Source organism: Cohnella faecalis (assembly GCF_003570905.1).
In the GTDB taxonomy this organism is placed as follows: domain Bacteria; phylum Bacillota; class Bacilli; order Paenibacillales; family Paenibacillaceae; genus Cohnella; species Cohnella faecalis.
Window position 1 is genome coordinate 321,763 of record NZ_QXJM01000039.1, and the last position, 14,433, is coordinate 336,195.

General features: G+C 54.6%; 18 protein-coding genes and 1 riboswitch. Of the genes, 10 read left to right on the forward strand and 8 right to left on the reverse strand.

What is annotated here, in order from left to right; all coding sequences use genetic code 11:
- The first annotated feature begins 110 nt into the window (after positions 1-110).
- From D3H35_RS14425 to trxA, 3 genes are all read left to right on the forward strand, one after another.
- A complete protein-coding gene (locus tag D3H35_RS14425) occupies positions 111-938 on the forward strand; it encodes an aldo/keto reductase (RefSeq protein ID WP_119149996.1) in 828 nt (275 codons plus the stop codon).
- A gap of 111 nt (positions 939-1,049) precedes the next feature.
- Positions 1,050-1,475, forward strand: coding sequence for an RrF2 family transcriptional regulator (locus D3H35_RS14430; RefSeq protein WP_119150002.1), 426 nt, complete (start codon positions 1,050-1,052; stop codon positions 1,473-1,475).
- Positions 1,476-1,559: 84 nt separating this feature from the next.
- On the forward strand, positions 1,560-1,871 hold the full coding sequence (gene trxA, locus D3H35_RS14435) for a thioredoxin (RefSeq protein WP_119150001.1): 312 nt from the start codon (positions 1,560-1,562) through the stop codon (positions 1,869-1,871).
- Between the two features lie 6 nt (positions 1,872-1,877).
- Here trxA and D3H35_RS14440 read toward each other — a convergent pair whose 3' ends face one another.
- Positions 1,878-2,657 (reverse strand): hypothetical protein, encoded by a 780-nt coding sequence (locus tag D3H35_RS14440; protein ID WP_199728524.1) that lies wholly within the window; start codon positions 2,655-2,657, stop codon positions 1,878-1,880.
- Positions 2,658-2,959: 302 nt separating this feature from the next.
- A riboswitch (cyclic di-AMP (ydaO/yuaA leader) is annotated at positions 2,960-3,139 on the forward strand.
- 109 nt (positions 3,140-3,248) lie between these two features.
- Between D3H35_RS14440 and D3H35_RS14445 the strand changes: the two genes are divergently transcribed.
- Positions 3,249-5,066, forward strand: a complete 1,818-nt coding sequence (locus D3H35_RS14445; RefSeq protein ID WP_119150007.1) for an APC family permease — start codon at positions 3,249-3,251, stop codon at positions 5,064-5,066.
- Positions 5,067-5,129: 63 nt separating this feature from the next.
- On the opposite strand, the gene D3H35_RS14450 is transcribed toward D3H35_RS14445, so the two are convergent.
- Positions 5,130-5,522 carry a hypothetical protein gene (locus tag D3H35_RS14450; RefSeq protein ID WP_119150008.1) on the reverse strand — a complete coding sequence of 131 codons (393 nt, stop codon included), beginning with the start codon at positions 5,520-5,522 and terminating at the stop codon, positions 5,130-5,132.
- Positions 5,523-5,584: 62 nt separating this feature from the next.
- Here D3H35_RS14450 and D3H35_RS14455 point away from each other — a divergent pair, with 62 nt between their 5' ends.
- Positions 5,585-5,791 (forward strand): hypothetical protein, encoded by a 207-nt coding sequence (locus D3H35_RS14455; protein ID WP_119150009.1) that lies wholly within the window; start codon positions 5,585-5,587, stop codon positions 5,789-5,791.
- A 130-nt stretch (positions 5,792-5,921) separates the two neighbouring features.
- On the opposite strand, the gene D3H35_RS33565 is transcribed toward D3H35_RS14455, so the two are convergent.
- From D3H35_RS33565 to D3H35_RS14465, 4 genes are all read right to left on the reverse strand, one after another.
- Positions 5,922-6,053 carry a hypothetical protein gene (locus tag D3H35_RS33565; protein ID WP_267901395.1) on the reverse strand — a complete coding sequence of 44 codons (132 nt, stop codon included), beginning with the start codon at positions 6,051-6,053 and terminating at the stop codon, positions 5,922-5,924.
- A 304-nt stretch (positions 6,054-6,357) separates the two neighbouring features.
- Positions 6,358-7,083, reverse strand: a complete 726-nt coding sequence (locus D3H35_RS14460) for an ABC transporter substrate-binding protein (RefSeq protein WP_233567938.1) — start codon at positions 7,081-7,083, stop codon at positions 6,358-6,360.
- A 1-nt stretch (position 7,084) separates the two neighbouring features.
- Entirely contained in the window at positions 7,085-7,534 is a 450-nt protein-coding gene (locus tag D3H35_RS32455; protein ID WP_233567939.1) for a hypothetical protein, read from the reverse strand.
- On the reverse strand, positions 7,531-8,094 hold the full coding sequence (locus tag D3H35_RS14465; protein WP_119148546.1) for an RNA polymerase sigma factor: 564 nt from the start codon (positions 8,092-8,094) through the stop codon (positions 7,531-7,533). Before D3H35_RS14465 ends, D3H35_RS32455 begins: the two co-directional genes overlap by 4 nt.
- A 187-nt stretch (positions 8,095-8,281) precedes the next feature.
- On the opposite strand from D3H35_RS14465, the gene D3H35_RS14470 reads away from it, so the two are divergent.
- Both D3H35_RS14470 and D3H35_RS14480 read left to right on the forward strand, forming a co-directional pair.
- Complete coding sequence (locus D3H35_RS14470; RefSeq protein ID WP_158594118.1) at positions 8,282-8,839, forward strand: hypothetical protein; 558 nt, start codon at positions 8,282-8,284, stop codon at positions 8,837-8,839.
- Positions 8,840-8,948: 109 nt separating this feature from the next.
- On the forward strand, positions 8,949-9,542 hold the full coding sequence (locus tag D3H35_RS14480; protein ID WP_119150013.1) for a molybdopterin-dependent oxidoreductase: 594 nt from the start codon (positions 8,949-8,951) through the stop codon (positions 9,540-9,542).
- Between the two features lie 137 nt (positions 9,543-9,679).
- On the opposite strand, the gene D3H35_RS31340 is transcribed toward D3H35_RS14480, so the two are convergent.
- Complete coding sequence (locus D3H35_RS31340; RefSeq protein ID WP_199728491.1) at positions 9,680-9,823, reverse strand: hypothetical protein; 144 nt, start codon at positions 9,821-9,823, stop codon at positions 9,680-9,682.
- An 84-nt stretch (positions 9,824-9,907) separates the two neighbouring features.
- Between D3H35_RS31340 and D3H35_RS14485 the strand changes: the two genes are divergently transcribed.
- The 3 genes from D3H35_RS14485 (at position 9,908) to D3H35_RS14495 (ending at position 13,886) form a co-directional block, all read left to right on the forward strand.
- Entirely contained in the window at positions 9,908-10,801 is an 894-nt protein-coding gene (locus D3H35_RS14485; protein ID WP_119150014.1) for a DUF6612 family protein, read from the forward strand.
- Between the two features lie 80 nt (positions 10,802-10,881).
- Positions 10,882-11,982 carry a redox-regulated ATPase YchF gene (ychF, locus tag D3H35_RS14490; protein ID WP_119150015.1) on the forward strand — a complete coding sequence of 367 codons (1,101 nt, stop codon included), beginning with the start codon at positions 10,882-10,884 and terminating at the stop codon, positions 11,980-11,982.
- Between the two features lie 53 nt (positions 11,983-12,035).
- Positions 12,036-13,886 carry an ABC transporter ATP-binding protein gene (locus D3H35_RS14495; RefSeq protein WP_233567940.1) on the forward strand — a complete coding sequence of 617 codons (1,851 nt, stop codon included), beginning with the start codon at positions 12,036-12,038 and terminating at the stop codon, positions 13,884-13,886.
- A gap of 62 nt (positions 13,887-13,948) precedes the next feature.
- On the opposite strand, the gene D3H35_RS14500 is transcribed toward D3H35_RS14495, so the two are convergent.
- Entirely contained in the window at positions 13,949-14,425 is a 477-nt protein-coding gene (locus D3H35_RS14500; protein ID WP_119150016.1) for a GNAT family N-acetyltransferase, read from the reverse strand.
- Between the last annotated feature and the right edge of the window lie 8 nt (positions 14,426-14,433).

Genomic DNA, 14,433 nt, shown 5'->3' on the forward strand with positions numbered 1-14,433 from the left:
CACAGTATGGCAGACAAGCGGCCGTCGTACAATGTGCGCGATCGGAACGGCAGTGGTAAAATGATGCAATAACGAACGGGACGAAAGCTGGCAAAGGAGGCTGAGCGAACATGGCATTATCGATCGGATCGACGGTAGAATTGCTGAATGGAGTTCTGATGCCCCGATTGGGGCTCGGGGTATGGCGCACTCCGGAAGGCGAGCAAACCGAGGAAGCGGTAACGGCCGCGCTGAATGCAGGCTATCGGAGTATCGACACGGCTTCGCTGTACGAGAACGAGGGCGGAGTCGGGCGTGCGATAAGAGAGTCGGGTATTGCGCGAGAGGAAATTTTCGTCACGACCAAGGTGTGGAACAACGAACAAGGCTACGATAATACTTTGAATGCTTTTCGAAACAGCCTTGAACGGCTGCAAATGGATTATGTCGACTTGTACTTGGTTCATTGGCCGGTTGCGGGCAAGTATTTGGAAACTTATAAAGCGATCGAGCATTTGTACGAGCAAGGCAAAGTTCGAGCTATCGGCGTCAGCAACTTTCTGATTCATCATCTGGAGGATTTGATGGGCTCCTGCCGGATCAAGCCGATGGTTAATCAGGTGGAGTTTCATCCTCTGCTGACCTCGAAGAAGCTGCTTATGTTTTGCCGAAAGGAAGGCATACAGCTTGAGTCCTGGCGGCCTCTCATGCAAGGAAGGCTGGATATCCCTCTCATTCGCGAGCTTGCGTCCAAATACGGCAAAACGCCGGCTCAAATCGTGCTGAGGTGGCATTTGCAGCAGGGGGTCGTAACGATTCCGAAGTCGGTTCGCAAGGAACGTATTGAGGAAAATGCCGATTTGTACGATTTCGAGCTCGCTCCCGAGGATATCGTTCGGATCGATGGCCTTAATGAAGATCGAAGGTTCGGGGCGGATCCGGATCGCGTCGATTTCTAACGGCATTGCCGGATAAACCGCTGCCGTAAGCGAAATAATACGGTGGGCACACCCTTGACATTTTTAACTGTAACTGATAGTATTACAGTAATCACCGGGGAGGCGCCGCACATGAACAGTGAATTCGTTATAGCGGTCCACAGCCTTGTGCTTCTGGCCCACCACCCTGAAGGAATGGCTTCCAGCGAAGAAATCGCGGCGAATGTCTGTACGAATCCGGCGCGAGTGCGCAAGGTGATGAGCTGTCTTCGCAAGAACGGCATCGTCGATACGCGCGAGGGCTCGGGCGGAGGCTACAAGCTGTGCAAGCCGCCGGAACGGCTGACGCTCGCCGATGTCTATCGCGCATTGGCGGCTGGCTCTCTTGCCCCGAGCTGGTGCAGCGGCAATCCCGAGGGGGATTGCGTGGTCAGCTCCAACATGGGAGAGGTGATGGATTCCGTCTTTTGCGGGGCGGATCATCAGCTTGAACTGTACTTCGACGGAATTACCATTGGGCAGATGCTGTCGCGGGTAAGGGCGAAGCAGCAAGTTTGATTGCTGGGTGGAGCGGGTAGATTAGAGATACCCGATCATCATAGGGCTTACATTCGATCATAATGAGAATAGGAGAGATGTAACATGGCAGTCGCCGTAACGAAAGACAGCTTCAATGAAACCGTCGCTCAAGGCGTATCCCTCTTGGATTTTTGGGCTCCGTGGTGCGGACCTTGCAAAATGCAGCTTCCGATCGTCGAAGAGCTTTCCGAGGAGTTGAAAGGCCAAGCTACCATCGGCAAAATCAACGTCGACGAAGAGCCTGAAATCGCCAGCCAATTCGGCGTTATGAGCATTCCGACGCTGATCCTCTTCAAAGACGGTCAGCCGGTCGACAAATTGGTCGGTCTGCAATCCAAAGAAGCTTTGAAATCCAGAATCGCGAGCCACCTGTAAGTCGTCTTATACAAAAACACGCCTCATGCGAGCCCTTATCGGCCGTATGAGGCGTGTTTTTGCGTTGAACGGGAAGCTGTTAGAACGGATGGGCAAGTCGGTGTCTGGCGCTTTGCTCCAACAGGCTTTTGGCAATCTCGTCGAGCAGAAGCTCGTGTCGTCCATGTCCTTCGTGCAAATAAGTGATGCTCTCCTTCGATTGTCCGCTGTCTCGAAAGTCTTTTCCAGCGTTAGGGACATTCTTTCCATGCGGACATCGAGTCGAGCAATCGTCGTTTTCATATCATCCATTTCGGATTTGATCCCGGAAATTTCGACCTTGATTCCGGAAATTTCGAATTTGACCCCGGCCATTTCGGTTTTTAATACAGAGACGTCGGCATTCAAGGCGGAGAGATTCGCTTTTACTCCGACCATGTCGGCCTTTAACGTGGCGACGTCCGTTTGTAATTCCGCAACATCGGCTTTCAATTCCGCGACATCGACTTTTAGCTCCGCAACATCGGCTTTCAATTCCGCGACATCGGCTTTTAGCTCCGCAACATCGGCTTTCAATTCCGCGACATCGGCTTTTAGCTCTGCGACATCGGCTTTCACTTCGGCCATGTCGGCCTTTAACGTGGCGACGTCCGTTTTTAATTCCGCGACATCCGCTTTTAGCTCCGCAACATCGGCTTTCAATTCCGCGATATCGCCCTTCACTTCAACCATGTCGGCTTTCAGCGTCTCGACATCGGACCGAAGCCCGATGACAATTTCGAGGATAAGATCTAATTTTTCATCCACGTTGCGGCCTCCTCGCCCAGTCAAAAATAGATTTGACCGGTGCTTCCGGCTATTGCATTTATCGTAGCATATGGCTTCCGCTTCGTCTATAAATCGCAGGATAGATTGAAAAATACTGTAAAAATCATGAAATCGTTTGATTGGCGGCAATTTGCGAGGATAACGGAAGATCGATGGTCAAGTAATCGCTTCCATTAGCTGCGATAGGGTGGAATCATCGTTATTTCGGCCGATTTTCGGTTTTACAGGCGGAATTTGAAGGAGTATGATTCAATTCGTGATTCGCGCTGTACTTGATTATACGCGTCGTATCGCTGAATTTCCGAACTTGGGAAAACGGGGGAACCGAGCGCGCAGGCTGAACGGTGTCAGCAGCCTTCGCATGGGGTGAATCTTTCCGAGACGTTTGTCTTGGAGGTAGGGCGAGCCTTCTTGCCGTCCGAATCCGTCAGCTAACCTCGTAAGCGTAGAAGGAGGAGTGACAGTTGGATATCTTTGTGTTGACCTGCAGGGATCCTGTTTCTGCGGATTTTTGTCTTGCGTAAGAAATAATACTCAGACAATCCGCAAAACGGGGAGAGAAACAACGACATGGTCAGCAGGCTCAAACGGTTTCTGATCGGCAAGCCGATGAAATCGACCCACCTCGAAGACGAGAAGCTCTCCAAGCTTAAGGCGCTTGCCGTCCTCTCGTCCGATGCGCTTTCGTCCGTCGCATACGGGACGGAACAAATTTTGCTCGTGCTCATTACGCTAGGCTTCGCTGCCATATGGTTTTCCATTCCGATCTCCATCGCGGTGCTCGGACTACTGCTAATCCTCATTCTCTCCTACCGGCAAACGATTTTTTCGTACCCTTCCGGCGGCGGGGCATATATTGTGGCCAAGGACAATCTGGGCACCGCATCGGGGCTTGTGGCGGGCGGCTCCCTCCTTGTCGACTACATTCTTACGGTTGCGGTAAGCTCCTCGGCGGGGACGGATGCGATTACCTCTGCATTTCCTTCCCTGCACGATTATCGGGTGCCCATTGCTCTGATTGTCATTGCGCTGCTTACGATTTTGAATTTGCGGGGGACAACGGAGTCCGCGTCCGTCCTTGCGTATCCCGTCTATTTGTTCGTCGCGGCCGTCTTCGTGTTGATCGTCGCCGGGGGCGTCAAATTGATGGTCGAAGGAGTCCATGCCAGCATCCCCGAATGGGGAAGCGCGGTCAACAACATTAGCTTGTTTATTTTGCTCAAGGCGTTCAGCTCGGGCTGCTCGGCGCTTACCGGAGTCGAGGCCGTGTCCAACGCAATCCCGAACTTCAAGAAGCCGGCGGAAAAAAACGCGGCGATGACATTGGTCATGATGGGAATCATACTAGGCGTCATGTTCCTCGGCATCAGCTTGCTTGCTTACGGCTTCGGCATTGCCCCGAACGAAAAGGAAACCGTCGTTTCCCAAATCGCGAACGCGACGTTCGGGCGCGGCGTTATCTATTACGCGATTCAGGCCGTGACGGCGCTCATCTTGTTCTTGGCCGCGAACACTGCCTACTCGGCCTTTCCGCTGCTGGCGTTCATGCTGGCCAAAGATAAGTTCATGCCGCATATGTTCAAGGTGCGGGGAGACCGGCTCGGCTTTTCGAACGGCATTATTATGCTGGGCGTATTGTCTGCGCTGCTCATCATTTTGTTTCACGGGGACACGGAGAATCTTATTCCGCTCTACGCGGTAGGGGTGTTCATCCCGTTCACTCTCTCTCAGCTCGGCATGATGATTCGTTGGTTGAAGGTGAAGCCGGCAGGCTGGCCCGTCAAGCTGGCGATCAACACGATCGGCATGCTGACTACGCTTACCATTACGCTCATTTTTATTTTTACCAAGTTCAGTCAAGTGTGGATGGTATTCGTTTTCCTTCCGATCGTCATCTTCGGTTTTTTCCGTATTCAAAGGCATTACATGAACATCGCCGATCAGTTGCGGATCGATATAGACGAAGAAAAGCCGCATATCAAGGGGAGCACTATCGTCATTCCGGTCGCCGGCATTACGAGGGTCGTTCTTCATTCGATCAGCTACGCGAAGTCATTGACCGACAACGTCGCTGCGGTTTACGTCGGCTTCGATGAAGAAGAAATCCGGCGTATGGAGGAAAAGTGGGAGCAATGGAACCCCGGCGTCCGGCTTATTGTGCTGCGTTCCCGGTACCGAAGCGTCATGAGGCCTCTGATCAAGTTCATCGATACAGTCGAGTGGAAGACGGCGGAGACGGATCACATCACGATACTCATCCCGCAATTCATTACCAAGCATTGGTGGCAAAATCTTCTCCACAACCAGACGAGTCTGCTCATTCGGGCTTACTTGTACAATCAGAAGGATATCGTCATCGCGACGGTGCCGTTTCATCTGAACAGGTAATCGTTAACGACAGCTAAAAAAGCGAAGCTCCCCATAAGGAGGCTTCGCTTTTTTTGCAGCTGCTTAGATGGTCCATTGGCCGTGCACGATCGATACCAGCTTCCAATCGCTGCCGCTCGGCACGAATACAACGACAAGGCTTTTCCAATCCATGCCGCCGTTCTTGTCGGTTCCGGGATAATGGTACTCGACGAAGGAGGCTTTCGGGTAGACCTCCAAAATATTGGAGGGCGTATTTCCCGTTCCGAGCAGCTTTCCTGCGCTTACGTTCGGCGCATCGGCAAAATCCTGGTCGTACACGAATTTTTCGAAGTAATCGCGAAAAGTCAGTCGGATCGGATCTCCGCTGCCGTCGGCGCTTCCCCATTCGTATGTTGTCTTGAAGGAAGAAGAAGGGAGCTCGGCGTCGATGAATTGAGATCGTCGACGGAGAGGGGATTGATTTTCGGAATCCAATCGAGATTATCAAATCGCGGTCGCGCAAATTATCAACGACATCCTTCGCGGCGGCCTTCAGCGTGGACTCCGCATCCGCGGGTTCGGATGCAGGCGGGGCGGTATCGACGGTTTCGGACGGCGCAGGCGAAGCGGACGTGCCGCCGACGGTTGCGGTATCGACGGGGGTTGCTGACGCGGGATCCGTAATCTGGCTGGCATCGTCGTCGCGGGCGCATGCCGCATCCGGCCAAAGTAAGCGCGAGAAGGGCCGCGGTAAGCAACGGTGACAATCTGCGCATCATTCATTCCTCCTTGCGTTCTACGTATATCTTTAGACGCAAAAAAGAACGATAGGTTACGGTCGAAAGGCGGGGAAAATAGGACGTCCTCCCTAGCTGCCTGAATGCTCGATTTTCTTCATTGTGTCGTCGCAGCATGCGCTTTGAATGAACGCGGCTCGTTTGGGATGGGGGCGGCAATCTGTTCATCGCTCCGCAAGCCGAAACCGTCAGAAGAAGGCAAAGACAAATGAAGATCAGGCTTGCTCATGGCGACACCGCCTTGCTGCCGGCTAACGCTGCGTTCTGCAAGTCGGCCAGTGCCTTCTCGACCGGCTTTTGCTCCTGAGAGGACGAGGCTTATAGCATCGGCCATTCCATTCTCGATAAAGCCCGATGTGAGACGATAGGGCTCGCTGCTTTCAAGCTCTGCGTTGCTCAGGATGACGAAGGATTGGAGGACATTCGGAAAAATACATCCTCAGGCTCGCTGTTGTCGGTCAGTGGAATGGCGGACAGCGAGCTATAGTTGTTTCTTTTGTCTCGCAGCGCTTGATTTTTGCTTACCATTGCTTTCAGAAGCTCCAAGCGGCGTCGGCATCTTTGGAGGAAGAGTTGATCGCATATATATAGGACACTCCGAATAGCCGGGAGTCGTTCGGATTACCCGTCGCGGTCGGCTGAGTGACGGCTCCCCACTTATCTTGAAAGGGGATCAGCTTCTCGGCGGAACGAATGTCATTCATATAGATAGAACTGGCGAATGACATGGCGGATTTCCCCGTTAAAAAGGGGTCTTCCATATACAAATCCTTCATGAGTATATCGCCCTCTCTCTTTTTGGGCTGTTGCTTGCTGATCCATCCTTCCCTCCATCCGCGAGCCAGCGGTTCCAGCGCTTTTCGCCAACCTGGAGTATCGATAGTAGGCAGCTTGCCGTCGGCGGATGTTAGCCGCAAACCCATGCTTTGCCCCAGAAGGGAAAGCGACGCGGCGGGCGAGTATCGCCCGAAGCTCAGTCCTGCAATGTCATTCCCTTTCGGCGATTCGCCGAATTGGGCGGCGAGATTCCAAACCTCTTCCCATGTCATGCCGTCCTTGGGCAACGGGATGTTCGCTGCATTGAATAAGGTTTTATTGTAGTACAGGGCATATGTCTCGAACGACGGAGCCAGACCGTATAATTGGCCTGCGCCAGCCTCCCGAATCGCTTGTACGACGGGCTTATACAAGGATTCAATGTCATAGCTGTCTCTCTTAATCCAAGCGTCCAACGGCTTGATGAGCCCTTCGCGCGACATGTCATCGACATAGGCCAGCGGAACCTGAAAGATGTCCGCAGAGCTTTTTTTCGCCCATGAGACGTAGCCCTCCGCCGTGTAAGCTTCTCCTTGAGGGGGATACGGCTTCCAAGCGAACGGAAGGGTGACGAATGATGAACGTGCTGTAGCGTTGCAATAAGGAGCCGGTGTCGTAATATTGAACGCTTAATCGAACCTCTTCATCGTCGGAGATGACCGGCTTGGCGGCAGGCGCTTTTCTCATCCAATCTGCAAGATCGTCCCGCAACAAATATCCGGCTCCGAGCAGCACCGTACAAACAATTGCAGCCGCAGCCTGACGATAACGGTATTTTTTCTTTTCCTGCATAGCTATTCGCTCCTTCACCTTGCGGATGGTCCGCATCGAGAATCCCCCTGCGCCAGTCGGCATCTCGGACAGTTCTTCTTCCCAATTGCGAGGCATGCTCACGGTTCGTTCCTCCCGTCTGCCCGTTGTTCTCGGCTTATTTGGCGGTTCATGGCCGCCCTTGCGCGAAACAGCCGGGATTTGACCGTGCTTTCATTCAAATTCATAAGCTCTGCGATTTCCTTGATCGACAGATGATGATGAGCATAGAGAAGCAGCGCCTCGCGTAATTTGCGGGGCAGGCTCAGCACGCTGTCCCAAATTTCCCTTTTTTCCATGGAATCGAACCATTCCGTCTCCGCTGAAGGGACGGAGCGTTCCTGTTGCTGCCAGGGAGTTAGAAATGCCACTTTGCGCACCCAGGAGGACTTCAGATAGTCAAGCGTCGCATGGCGTGTAATCGTTAGCAGCCAAGCCTTCATCGGCGAGTCGCCGCGAAAGGAATAAAGGCTGTTGTACGCCTTCACGAACACATCCTGAGCGATGTCTTCCGCAAGGTCTTTGCGCCGGGTTAGGAAGTAAGCGTAATTCCAGACATCCTTGCCGTAAGTCAGCATCAGATCTTCCAACAAAGCGTTCCGGTCGAGACCGTCGGTCATATTTTTCAAGTATTCATGATCCACTCCAAGCCCACCTCGTACAATACGACGACCGTTCACCCGAGAAGTTCCCTTTTATTTCAAAATGACGCATTGAGATCCTTACCGTTCCACATTTCGGAGCGCCTGGCTATGCTATAATTTTAAGTAATAATGCTTGTGAAGCGGTGCGGTAAAGACGATGCCGGAGGGCGGGAAGGGAGGACGGGCGATGAACGAAAACAAGAAAAAAACGGGATTTGGCAAGCAATTGGCCGAGCTGCACAGATGGAACGGCTGGCTGGTCGTGCTGCTGGCGGTCACGGGCTTGGTGCTGTCCTGGGGGGCGGTCCGAGGCTGGCTTGGCGAAGGCCGGGTATGGATCAAGCAGTTGCATATCGGGGTCGGCGTCGTGTCCGGAATTCTGCTGGTCATGTACGCTCCATTAATGAGAAGGCATTGGAAGCAGATCAGGAACCGGCCAAGTCAAAAAAGGAATCTGTCGGTTATGCTCATTCTGCTCGTCGGCTGGCTGCTGTCCGGAATCGTGCTGTGGCAGTTCCGTCATTTGCCGCCGAGATGGGCGAATAACGCTCTGGTCGTCCATGATTTGCTCACTTGGGTCGGAATGCCGTACATCCTCTTTCATTCGATCACCCGGATTCAATGGATGAGACGACCGGAGCGAAGAACGATTCGGGCGGAGGCTGGAGAGTCGGCTGAAGCTCTGCAGCCTGGCGGCTACCGGTCTCCAACCCGGCACAATGGGTTACGCGTCGCCAGTTCTTGAAATGGTCGTTCGGCGTCGCTATGGCGGTCGCGACGGTTCCGCCCTTTTTTCGTTGGCTTGGCACGGTGCCGGGACTCGGAGGAGCTTCCGGGGAGGAACGGCGGGAGGCATGAACGATACTTCATCCGGAGGCAATCGCATGCTTCCGGAACCCGAGCCGCTGCCGGATTCGGTGCGGGTAATCGGGGGAGGCGCGGAAGGCCGCTTTCGCGTCTATACGGTCACGCGGCTGCCTTCCTTTGACTCGCAGACATGGACGTTCACGCTGGACGGCTTGGTGGATCGCCCTGCCGTCTGGAGCTGGGAGCGGTTTCTGGCGATTGCGCGCAAGGTTCAGGTCAGCGATTTTCACTGCGTGACGGGCTGGTCGGTATACCGCAACACCTGGGAAGGGATTCCTCTCTCCGAGCTGCTGAAGCTGGCTGGAGTAAATCCGAAGGCAAAATACGTAAAATTCTATTCGGGGGACGGGGAATATACAGACGCGCTGTCGCTTGAGCAAGCGAATATGGACGACGTCATGGTCGCGATTCTTCACGACGGGAAGCCGATTCATCGAGATTATGGAGGCCCCGCAAGGCTCATCGTTCCGAAAATGTATGCGTACAAGTCGGTGAAATGGTTGAATCGGATCGAATTGGTCGATAAGCCGCATACGGGATATTGGGAGGAACGCGGCTACGACAACGATGCATGGGTATGAGGGACTTGCGTCGCTTGCCCGGCTTTACGGGGTATGCTAACGTATAGAAACGGTTGGAGGGTTAACCGCGGCAAGTATAGGCGCTTAGCCGCGGCTAATCCGATGATGCGGCGCCGGACGAGCCTGGAACAGAGAGGTTAGTCCGTTTTTTTGTCGGCGCGGGGGGTTGGGGCGACGGATTTCGTATTCTCGAGCGTGTCGTTGACGAAGGCCATATCCTGGTTTTTGGCGGCCATATTCGTCGTTCCTTTGTAGTTCCCCTTGTGGGACTTGTTCTCCATGGGAAGCTCCTCCTTTGGTCGGTGAATACCCGGTCATTGTGCTCATTACCGTACGACGTTATCCGCCAGGGAGGTATGTTCGCCATGTTTTCATTGTTATATCGGGCTCGTTATTTAGCGCTCGCCGTCATTATTTTTTGCGCGGCGTGCTCGTCGTCCAAGGGAGAGGCGTCGTCCTCGGCCGCGTCGCCGTCTGCAACGTCTTCCGCGCAACAGTCGTCGGCCGACGAATGGCTGACCAAAGCCGAAGACGCGGCTAAGCAATTGAAAAAGTATGGTTTCGAGCTTAATTTAAATCAAAAAATGAGCGGAGAAAGCGCAGGCAGCAACTCCACCGTCAAGCTGGATATGCAAGGGCGGGCAGAGCTCGGGCCGCTCAAGCTGGATCAGACGAACAAAAGCGACATCGATGGCGAAAAGTCTTCGTTGCGGGCGATTCTCGTTCCCGACGCTTATTATATGTACTCCGACGAGTTCAAGGAATGGAGCAAGCTCTCCAAGGAAGAGACGGCGAACGTCGTCAGAACGCTGTCCTCCTTGCAGATTAATTTGGCGGAATCAATAGAAGGAGTAAGGGGGCTGGGCAGCGCACTGGCCGTGAAGCCATCCGGAGACGAGATCGCCATAAGCTATAACGGCAACGGCCCGGAAGCGCTGACGTTCCTCGAGAGCGTGCTGGAGAGCACATTGGATCTGTCGAGCATGGAGCCGTCCGTTCGCGACACGATCAAGATCGATTCGCTCGAGGTACTCGTCAAGCTGGACGCCCAGCATCATTGGCCGCTGTCGTACCGGATCGATTCCGTCTTGACCGTTGAGTACGAGCCGGGCAAGCCTTCGACTTTGGAGCAGTCGCTTGAAGCTTTTTACAGCAATCACAACGCGACCGAGCCAGTCGTCGTTCCCGAGGAAGCGAAGAACGCCCCTGAGCTCGATCCGTCGCTGGAAGACGATTTCGAGTTCGGAGATCTTCAATAGCGGTTTGTGGACGATGCGCCCCGCTTCCGGTATAATGACGTGAGAATCTTAGAGGCACACGTTAAGGAGTGTTAGCGGTAATGGCACTATCGTGCGGAATCGTCGGACTGCCGAACGTCGGCAAGTCTACGTTGTTTAATGCTATAACGCAGGCGGGAGCGGAATCCGCCAACTATCCGTTTTGTACGATCGACCCGAATGTCGGGGTCGTCGAGGTGCCGGACGAGCGGCTGCAGAAGCTCGCCGACATCGTCACGCCGAACCGGATCGTGCCGACGGCTTTCGAATTCGTCGACATCGCAGGTCTGGTCAAAGGCGCTAGCCGCGGCGAAGGGCTGGGCAACAAGTTCCTCGCCAATATTCGAGAAGTAGACGCGATCGTTCATGTCGTACGGTGCTTCCATGACGAGAATATTACTCACGTCTCGGGCAAGGTCGATCCGATCAACGACATTGAAGTCATTAATTTGGAGCTAATATTGGCCGATATCGATTCGGTCGAGAAGCGTATGGAACGATCGAGGAAGAACATGAGGGGCGGAGACAAGAAGTACGCCCAAGAGGTCGAAGTGCTGGAACGGGTTCACGCGGCGCTGCTTGAAGAGAAGCCTGCGCGCAGCGTAGAGCTGACCGAGGAAGAGAAGCTGCTTGTTCGCGATCTGCACTTGCTGACCATTAAGCCGGTGCTGTATGCGGCGAATGTGAGCGAGAGCGAAGCGGCGAACTCGGACGGCAACGAATACGTCCAGCGCGTTCGCGAGTTCGCTGCGGCGGAAGGCTCCGAGGTCGTTCCGATCAGCGCGCGGGTCGAATCGGAAATCGCCGAGCTCGAAGGCGAGGACAAGGAGATGTTCCTGGAGGAGCTCGGCCTGACCGAATCCGGCCTGGACCGTCTTATCCGTGCGGCTTACAAGCTGCTCGGGCTGTACACCTACTTTACGGCAGGCGTTCAGGAAGTCCGTGCATGGACGATTCGCAAAGGGACGAAAGCTCCGCAAGCGGCTGCCGTCATCCACACCGACTTCGAGCGCGGTTTTATCCGCGCTGAGGTTGTAGGCTACGCGGATCTCGTCGGCTCCGGCTCGATGAACGCGGCCAAAGAGAAGGGGCTCCTTCGTCTGGAAGGCAAAGAGTACGTCGTCGCCGACGGCGATGTCATGCATTTCCGTTTCAATGTGTAGCCGTAAAGTTATTAGCCAAGGAATCTGCCTCGAAACGGGGCGGATTCTTTTTTGTGGTTGACAGCCAGGAAGGCAGGCTCGCGAAGCACCGATCTATCGACCGCGTCAAAGGAGTGTCATCGTTGAAAAGACTAAGCGAAGCTCACGAAGCGCGCGCCAAGCTGTCTGAAGTTAAGCTTTCGCGCGTTCTTTCGTTATTCCGGCCTTATTGGAAGCAGTTGGCGTTCATCCTCCTTTTATCGTTAGCAGCCGCTTTGGTAGGCTTAATCGCGCCGTTGGCCACCAAGGAGATCGTCGACCAAGCCATTCCGAAGAAGGATTTCGGCTTGCTTGCGATATTCGCGCTTCTCATGCTCGCAAGTCCGGTAGGCAAAGGCATGCTAAACGTCTGGCAAACCCACTTGAACAATAAGGTCGGCCAAAGCGTTATGAGAGACTTGAACGACAGCCTGTTCCGCAATTTGCAGCGGCAATCGATGGCGTTCTTTACCCGTTCCCGGACGGGGGAAATCGTTCAGCGCATTTCAGGCGACGTTCAAGCGATACAGAGCGCTATCACCGGTACGATCGTCTCGGCCATTACGCAGGCGGTAACGCTTCTTGCCACGGCGACGATCCTGTTCCGGCTAGACTGGAAGATGGCGCTGTTGTCGCTAGTCGTTCTTCCCGGCTTGCTCCTTCCCGTTCGCCGAATTTCGTCGCTGCGCAAAGAGCTGCGGTTGAAGGTACAGAAGCAGAGAGGAGAGATGTCCTCTCATCTCGCGGAAACGTTCGGCGTTTCGGGAGCGCTGTTGACTCGCATTTTCAACCGGGAGGAGTCGCAGGTTCGGAAGTTCGCGGCCATGAACGACAGCGTCAAATCGATGGAGCTTCGGCTTGGCTTGATCGGTCGATGGTATGCGATGGCAGCCGGGGTGACGAATCCGATCGGAGCGGCTGTCATCTATTTGTATGGCGGCTGGAACGTCATTAACGGAGATATGACGCTTGGCTCCGTCATCGCGTTCGCGGCATTGACGGGAAGGCTGTACGATCCGGTGTCGGGATTGCTTAACGTGCATTTGGAGCTGTCGGCGGCAATGGGGATATTTCAGCGGATTTTCGAGTATTTGGATTTGGAGCCGGATATCGAGGATGCTCCGGGAGCGAAGCCGCTGTCTAAGCTGCAAGGCCGCGTGGAATTCCGAGGGGTCGGATTCTCGTACAGGCCGGACGCTCCCGCGCTTCAAAACCTGAGCTTCGAGGTGGAGCCCGGAGGGATGCTCGCTCTCGTCGGACCTAGCGGCGCGGGCAAATCCACGCTAATCGGCTTGATCGCAAGGCTATACGACCCTTCTGAGGGCGGTGTCTATGTTGACGGACAAAATATCCGCGAAGCGACGCTGCATTCGTTAAGAAGCCAAATCGCATACGTAACGCAGGAGCCGTTCTTGTTCTATGGCACTCTGGCGGACAATTTGCGTTTTGCCAAGGAGGAGGCGACGCAGGAGGAGATGGAGGACGCCTGCCGCAGAGCTTATATTCACGACTTCATCCAGTCGCTGCCGGAAGGCTACGAGACGATGGTCGGAGAGAGGGGACATCGGCTGTCGGGCGGGGAGCGGCAACGGGTCGCCATTGCGCGCGCGATTCTGAAGGAGCCCCGCATTCTCATCCTCGACGAGGCGACTTCCCATCTCGATTCCCAGTCGGAAGCGTTCGTGCAGGAGGCGCTTGAGCAGCTTATGCGCAACCGGACGACGATCGCCATAGCCCATCGGCTATCGACCATCCTGGCCGCTGACCGGATTGTCGTCCTGAACGAAGGACGAATCGTCGAGAGCGGCACGCACGCCGAGCTGCTGGACGAAGGCGGTCTATACGCCCAGCTGTATCATACCCAGTTCGTGCCGTCGGAGGGCTGACGCGTCATCACGGTCAGCTAGCGTGCAGGAATGAAGTAACGATGCAGGGGAGAGCGCGGCCGTCAGGAGGAACGGACGTCTTTCTCGTAGCACAGGCTGAGCTCGCAATCCACGTATTCTCCGAATGGAGGTATGGGAGCGTAGCCGTTCTTTTCGTAGAACCGAATCGCTTCCGGCTGAAGGGCTCCCGTTTCGAGCCTGATGCTCTCGAACCCTCTGCGTCCGGCCTCCGACTCCAATTCGAGCAGCATCGAGGCTGCCACGCCCGTCCCCCTGCATTCAGGCTCTACGTAAAATCTTTTGAGCTCCGTACATTTCTCATCGAGGGGCCGGATGGCTCCGCATCCGATCGCAGTACCGTTCAGATAGGCGACGACGAACGCGATGTCGTCGATGCGAGGATCCGCGAAGTCAAGGCCGTGCACGGATTCCGCGGGATAACGGCGGAGCAGGTCTTCGTCCAAACGCCCGATCAAGTAAGCAAGATCGGAATCGGCAGGCGATACGAAGCGGACTTTTGCGACTGTTGGAGTGCTCATTCTTTTTC

Bases quoted from the DNA above. Each gene is read 5' to 3' on its own strand.
- D3H35_RS14425 (WP_119149996.1), top strand. From the start codon at position 111: ATGGCATTATCGATCGGATCGACGGTAGAATTGCTGAATGGAGTTCTG.
- D3H35_RS14430 (WP_119150002.1), top strand. From the start codon at position 1,050: ATGAACAGTGAATTCGTTATAGCGGTCCACAGCCTTGTGCTTCTGGCC.
- trxA (WP_119150001.1), top strand. From the start codon at position 1,560: ATGGCAGTCGCCGTAACGAAAGACAGCTTCAATGAAACCGTCGCTCAA.
- D3H35_RS14445 (WP_119150007.1), top strand. From the start codon at position 3,249: ATGGTCAGCAGGCTCAAACGGTTTCTGATCGGCAAGCCGATGAAATCG.
- D3H35_RS33565 (WP_267901395.1), bottom strand. From the start codon at position 6,053: ATGAGCAAGCCTGATCTTCATTTGTCTTTGCCTTCTTCTGACGGTTTC.
- D3H35_RS14460 (WP_233567938.1), bottom strand. From the start codon at position 7,083: ATGTCGCGCGAAGGGCTCATCAAGCCGTTGGACGCTTGGATTAAGAGA.
- D3H35_RS14470 (WP_158594118.1), top strand. From the start codon at position 8,282: ATGAACGAAAACAAGAAAAAAACGGGATTTGGCAAGCAATTGGCCGAG.
- D3H35_RS14480 (WP_119150013.1), top strand. From the start codon at position 8,949: ATGAACGATACTTCATCCGGAGGCAATCGCATGCTTCCGGAACCCGAG.
- D3H35_RS31340 (WP_199728491.1), bottom strand. From the start codon at position 9,823: ATGGAGAACAAGTCCCACAAGGGGAACTACAAAGGAACGACGAATATG.
- D3H35_RS14485 (WP_119150014.1), top strand. From the start codon at position 9,908: ATGTTTTCATTGTTATATCGGGCTCGTTATTTAGCGCTCGCCGTCATT.
- ychF (WP_119150015.1), top strand. From the start codon at position 10,882: ATGGCACTATCGTGCGGAATCGTCGGACTGCCGAACGTCGGCAAGTCT.
- D3H35_RS14500 (WP_119150016.1), bottom strand. From the start codon at position 14,425: ATGAGCACTCCAACAGTCGCAAAAGTCCGCTTCGTATCGCCTGCCGAT.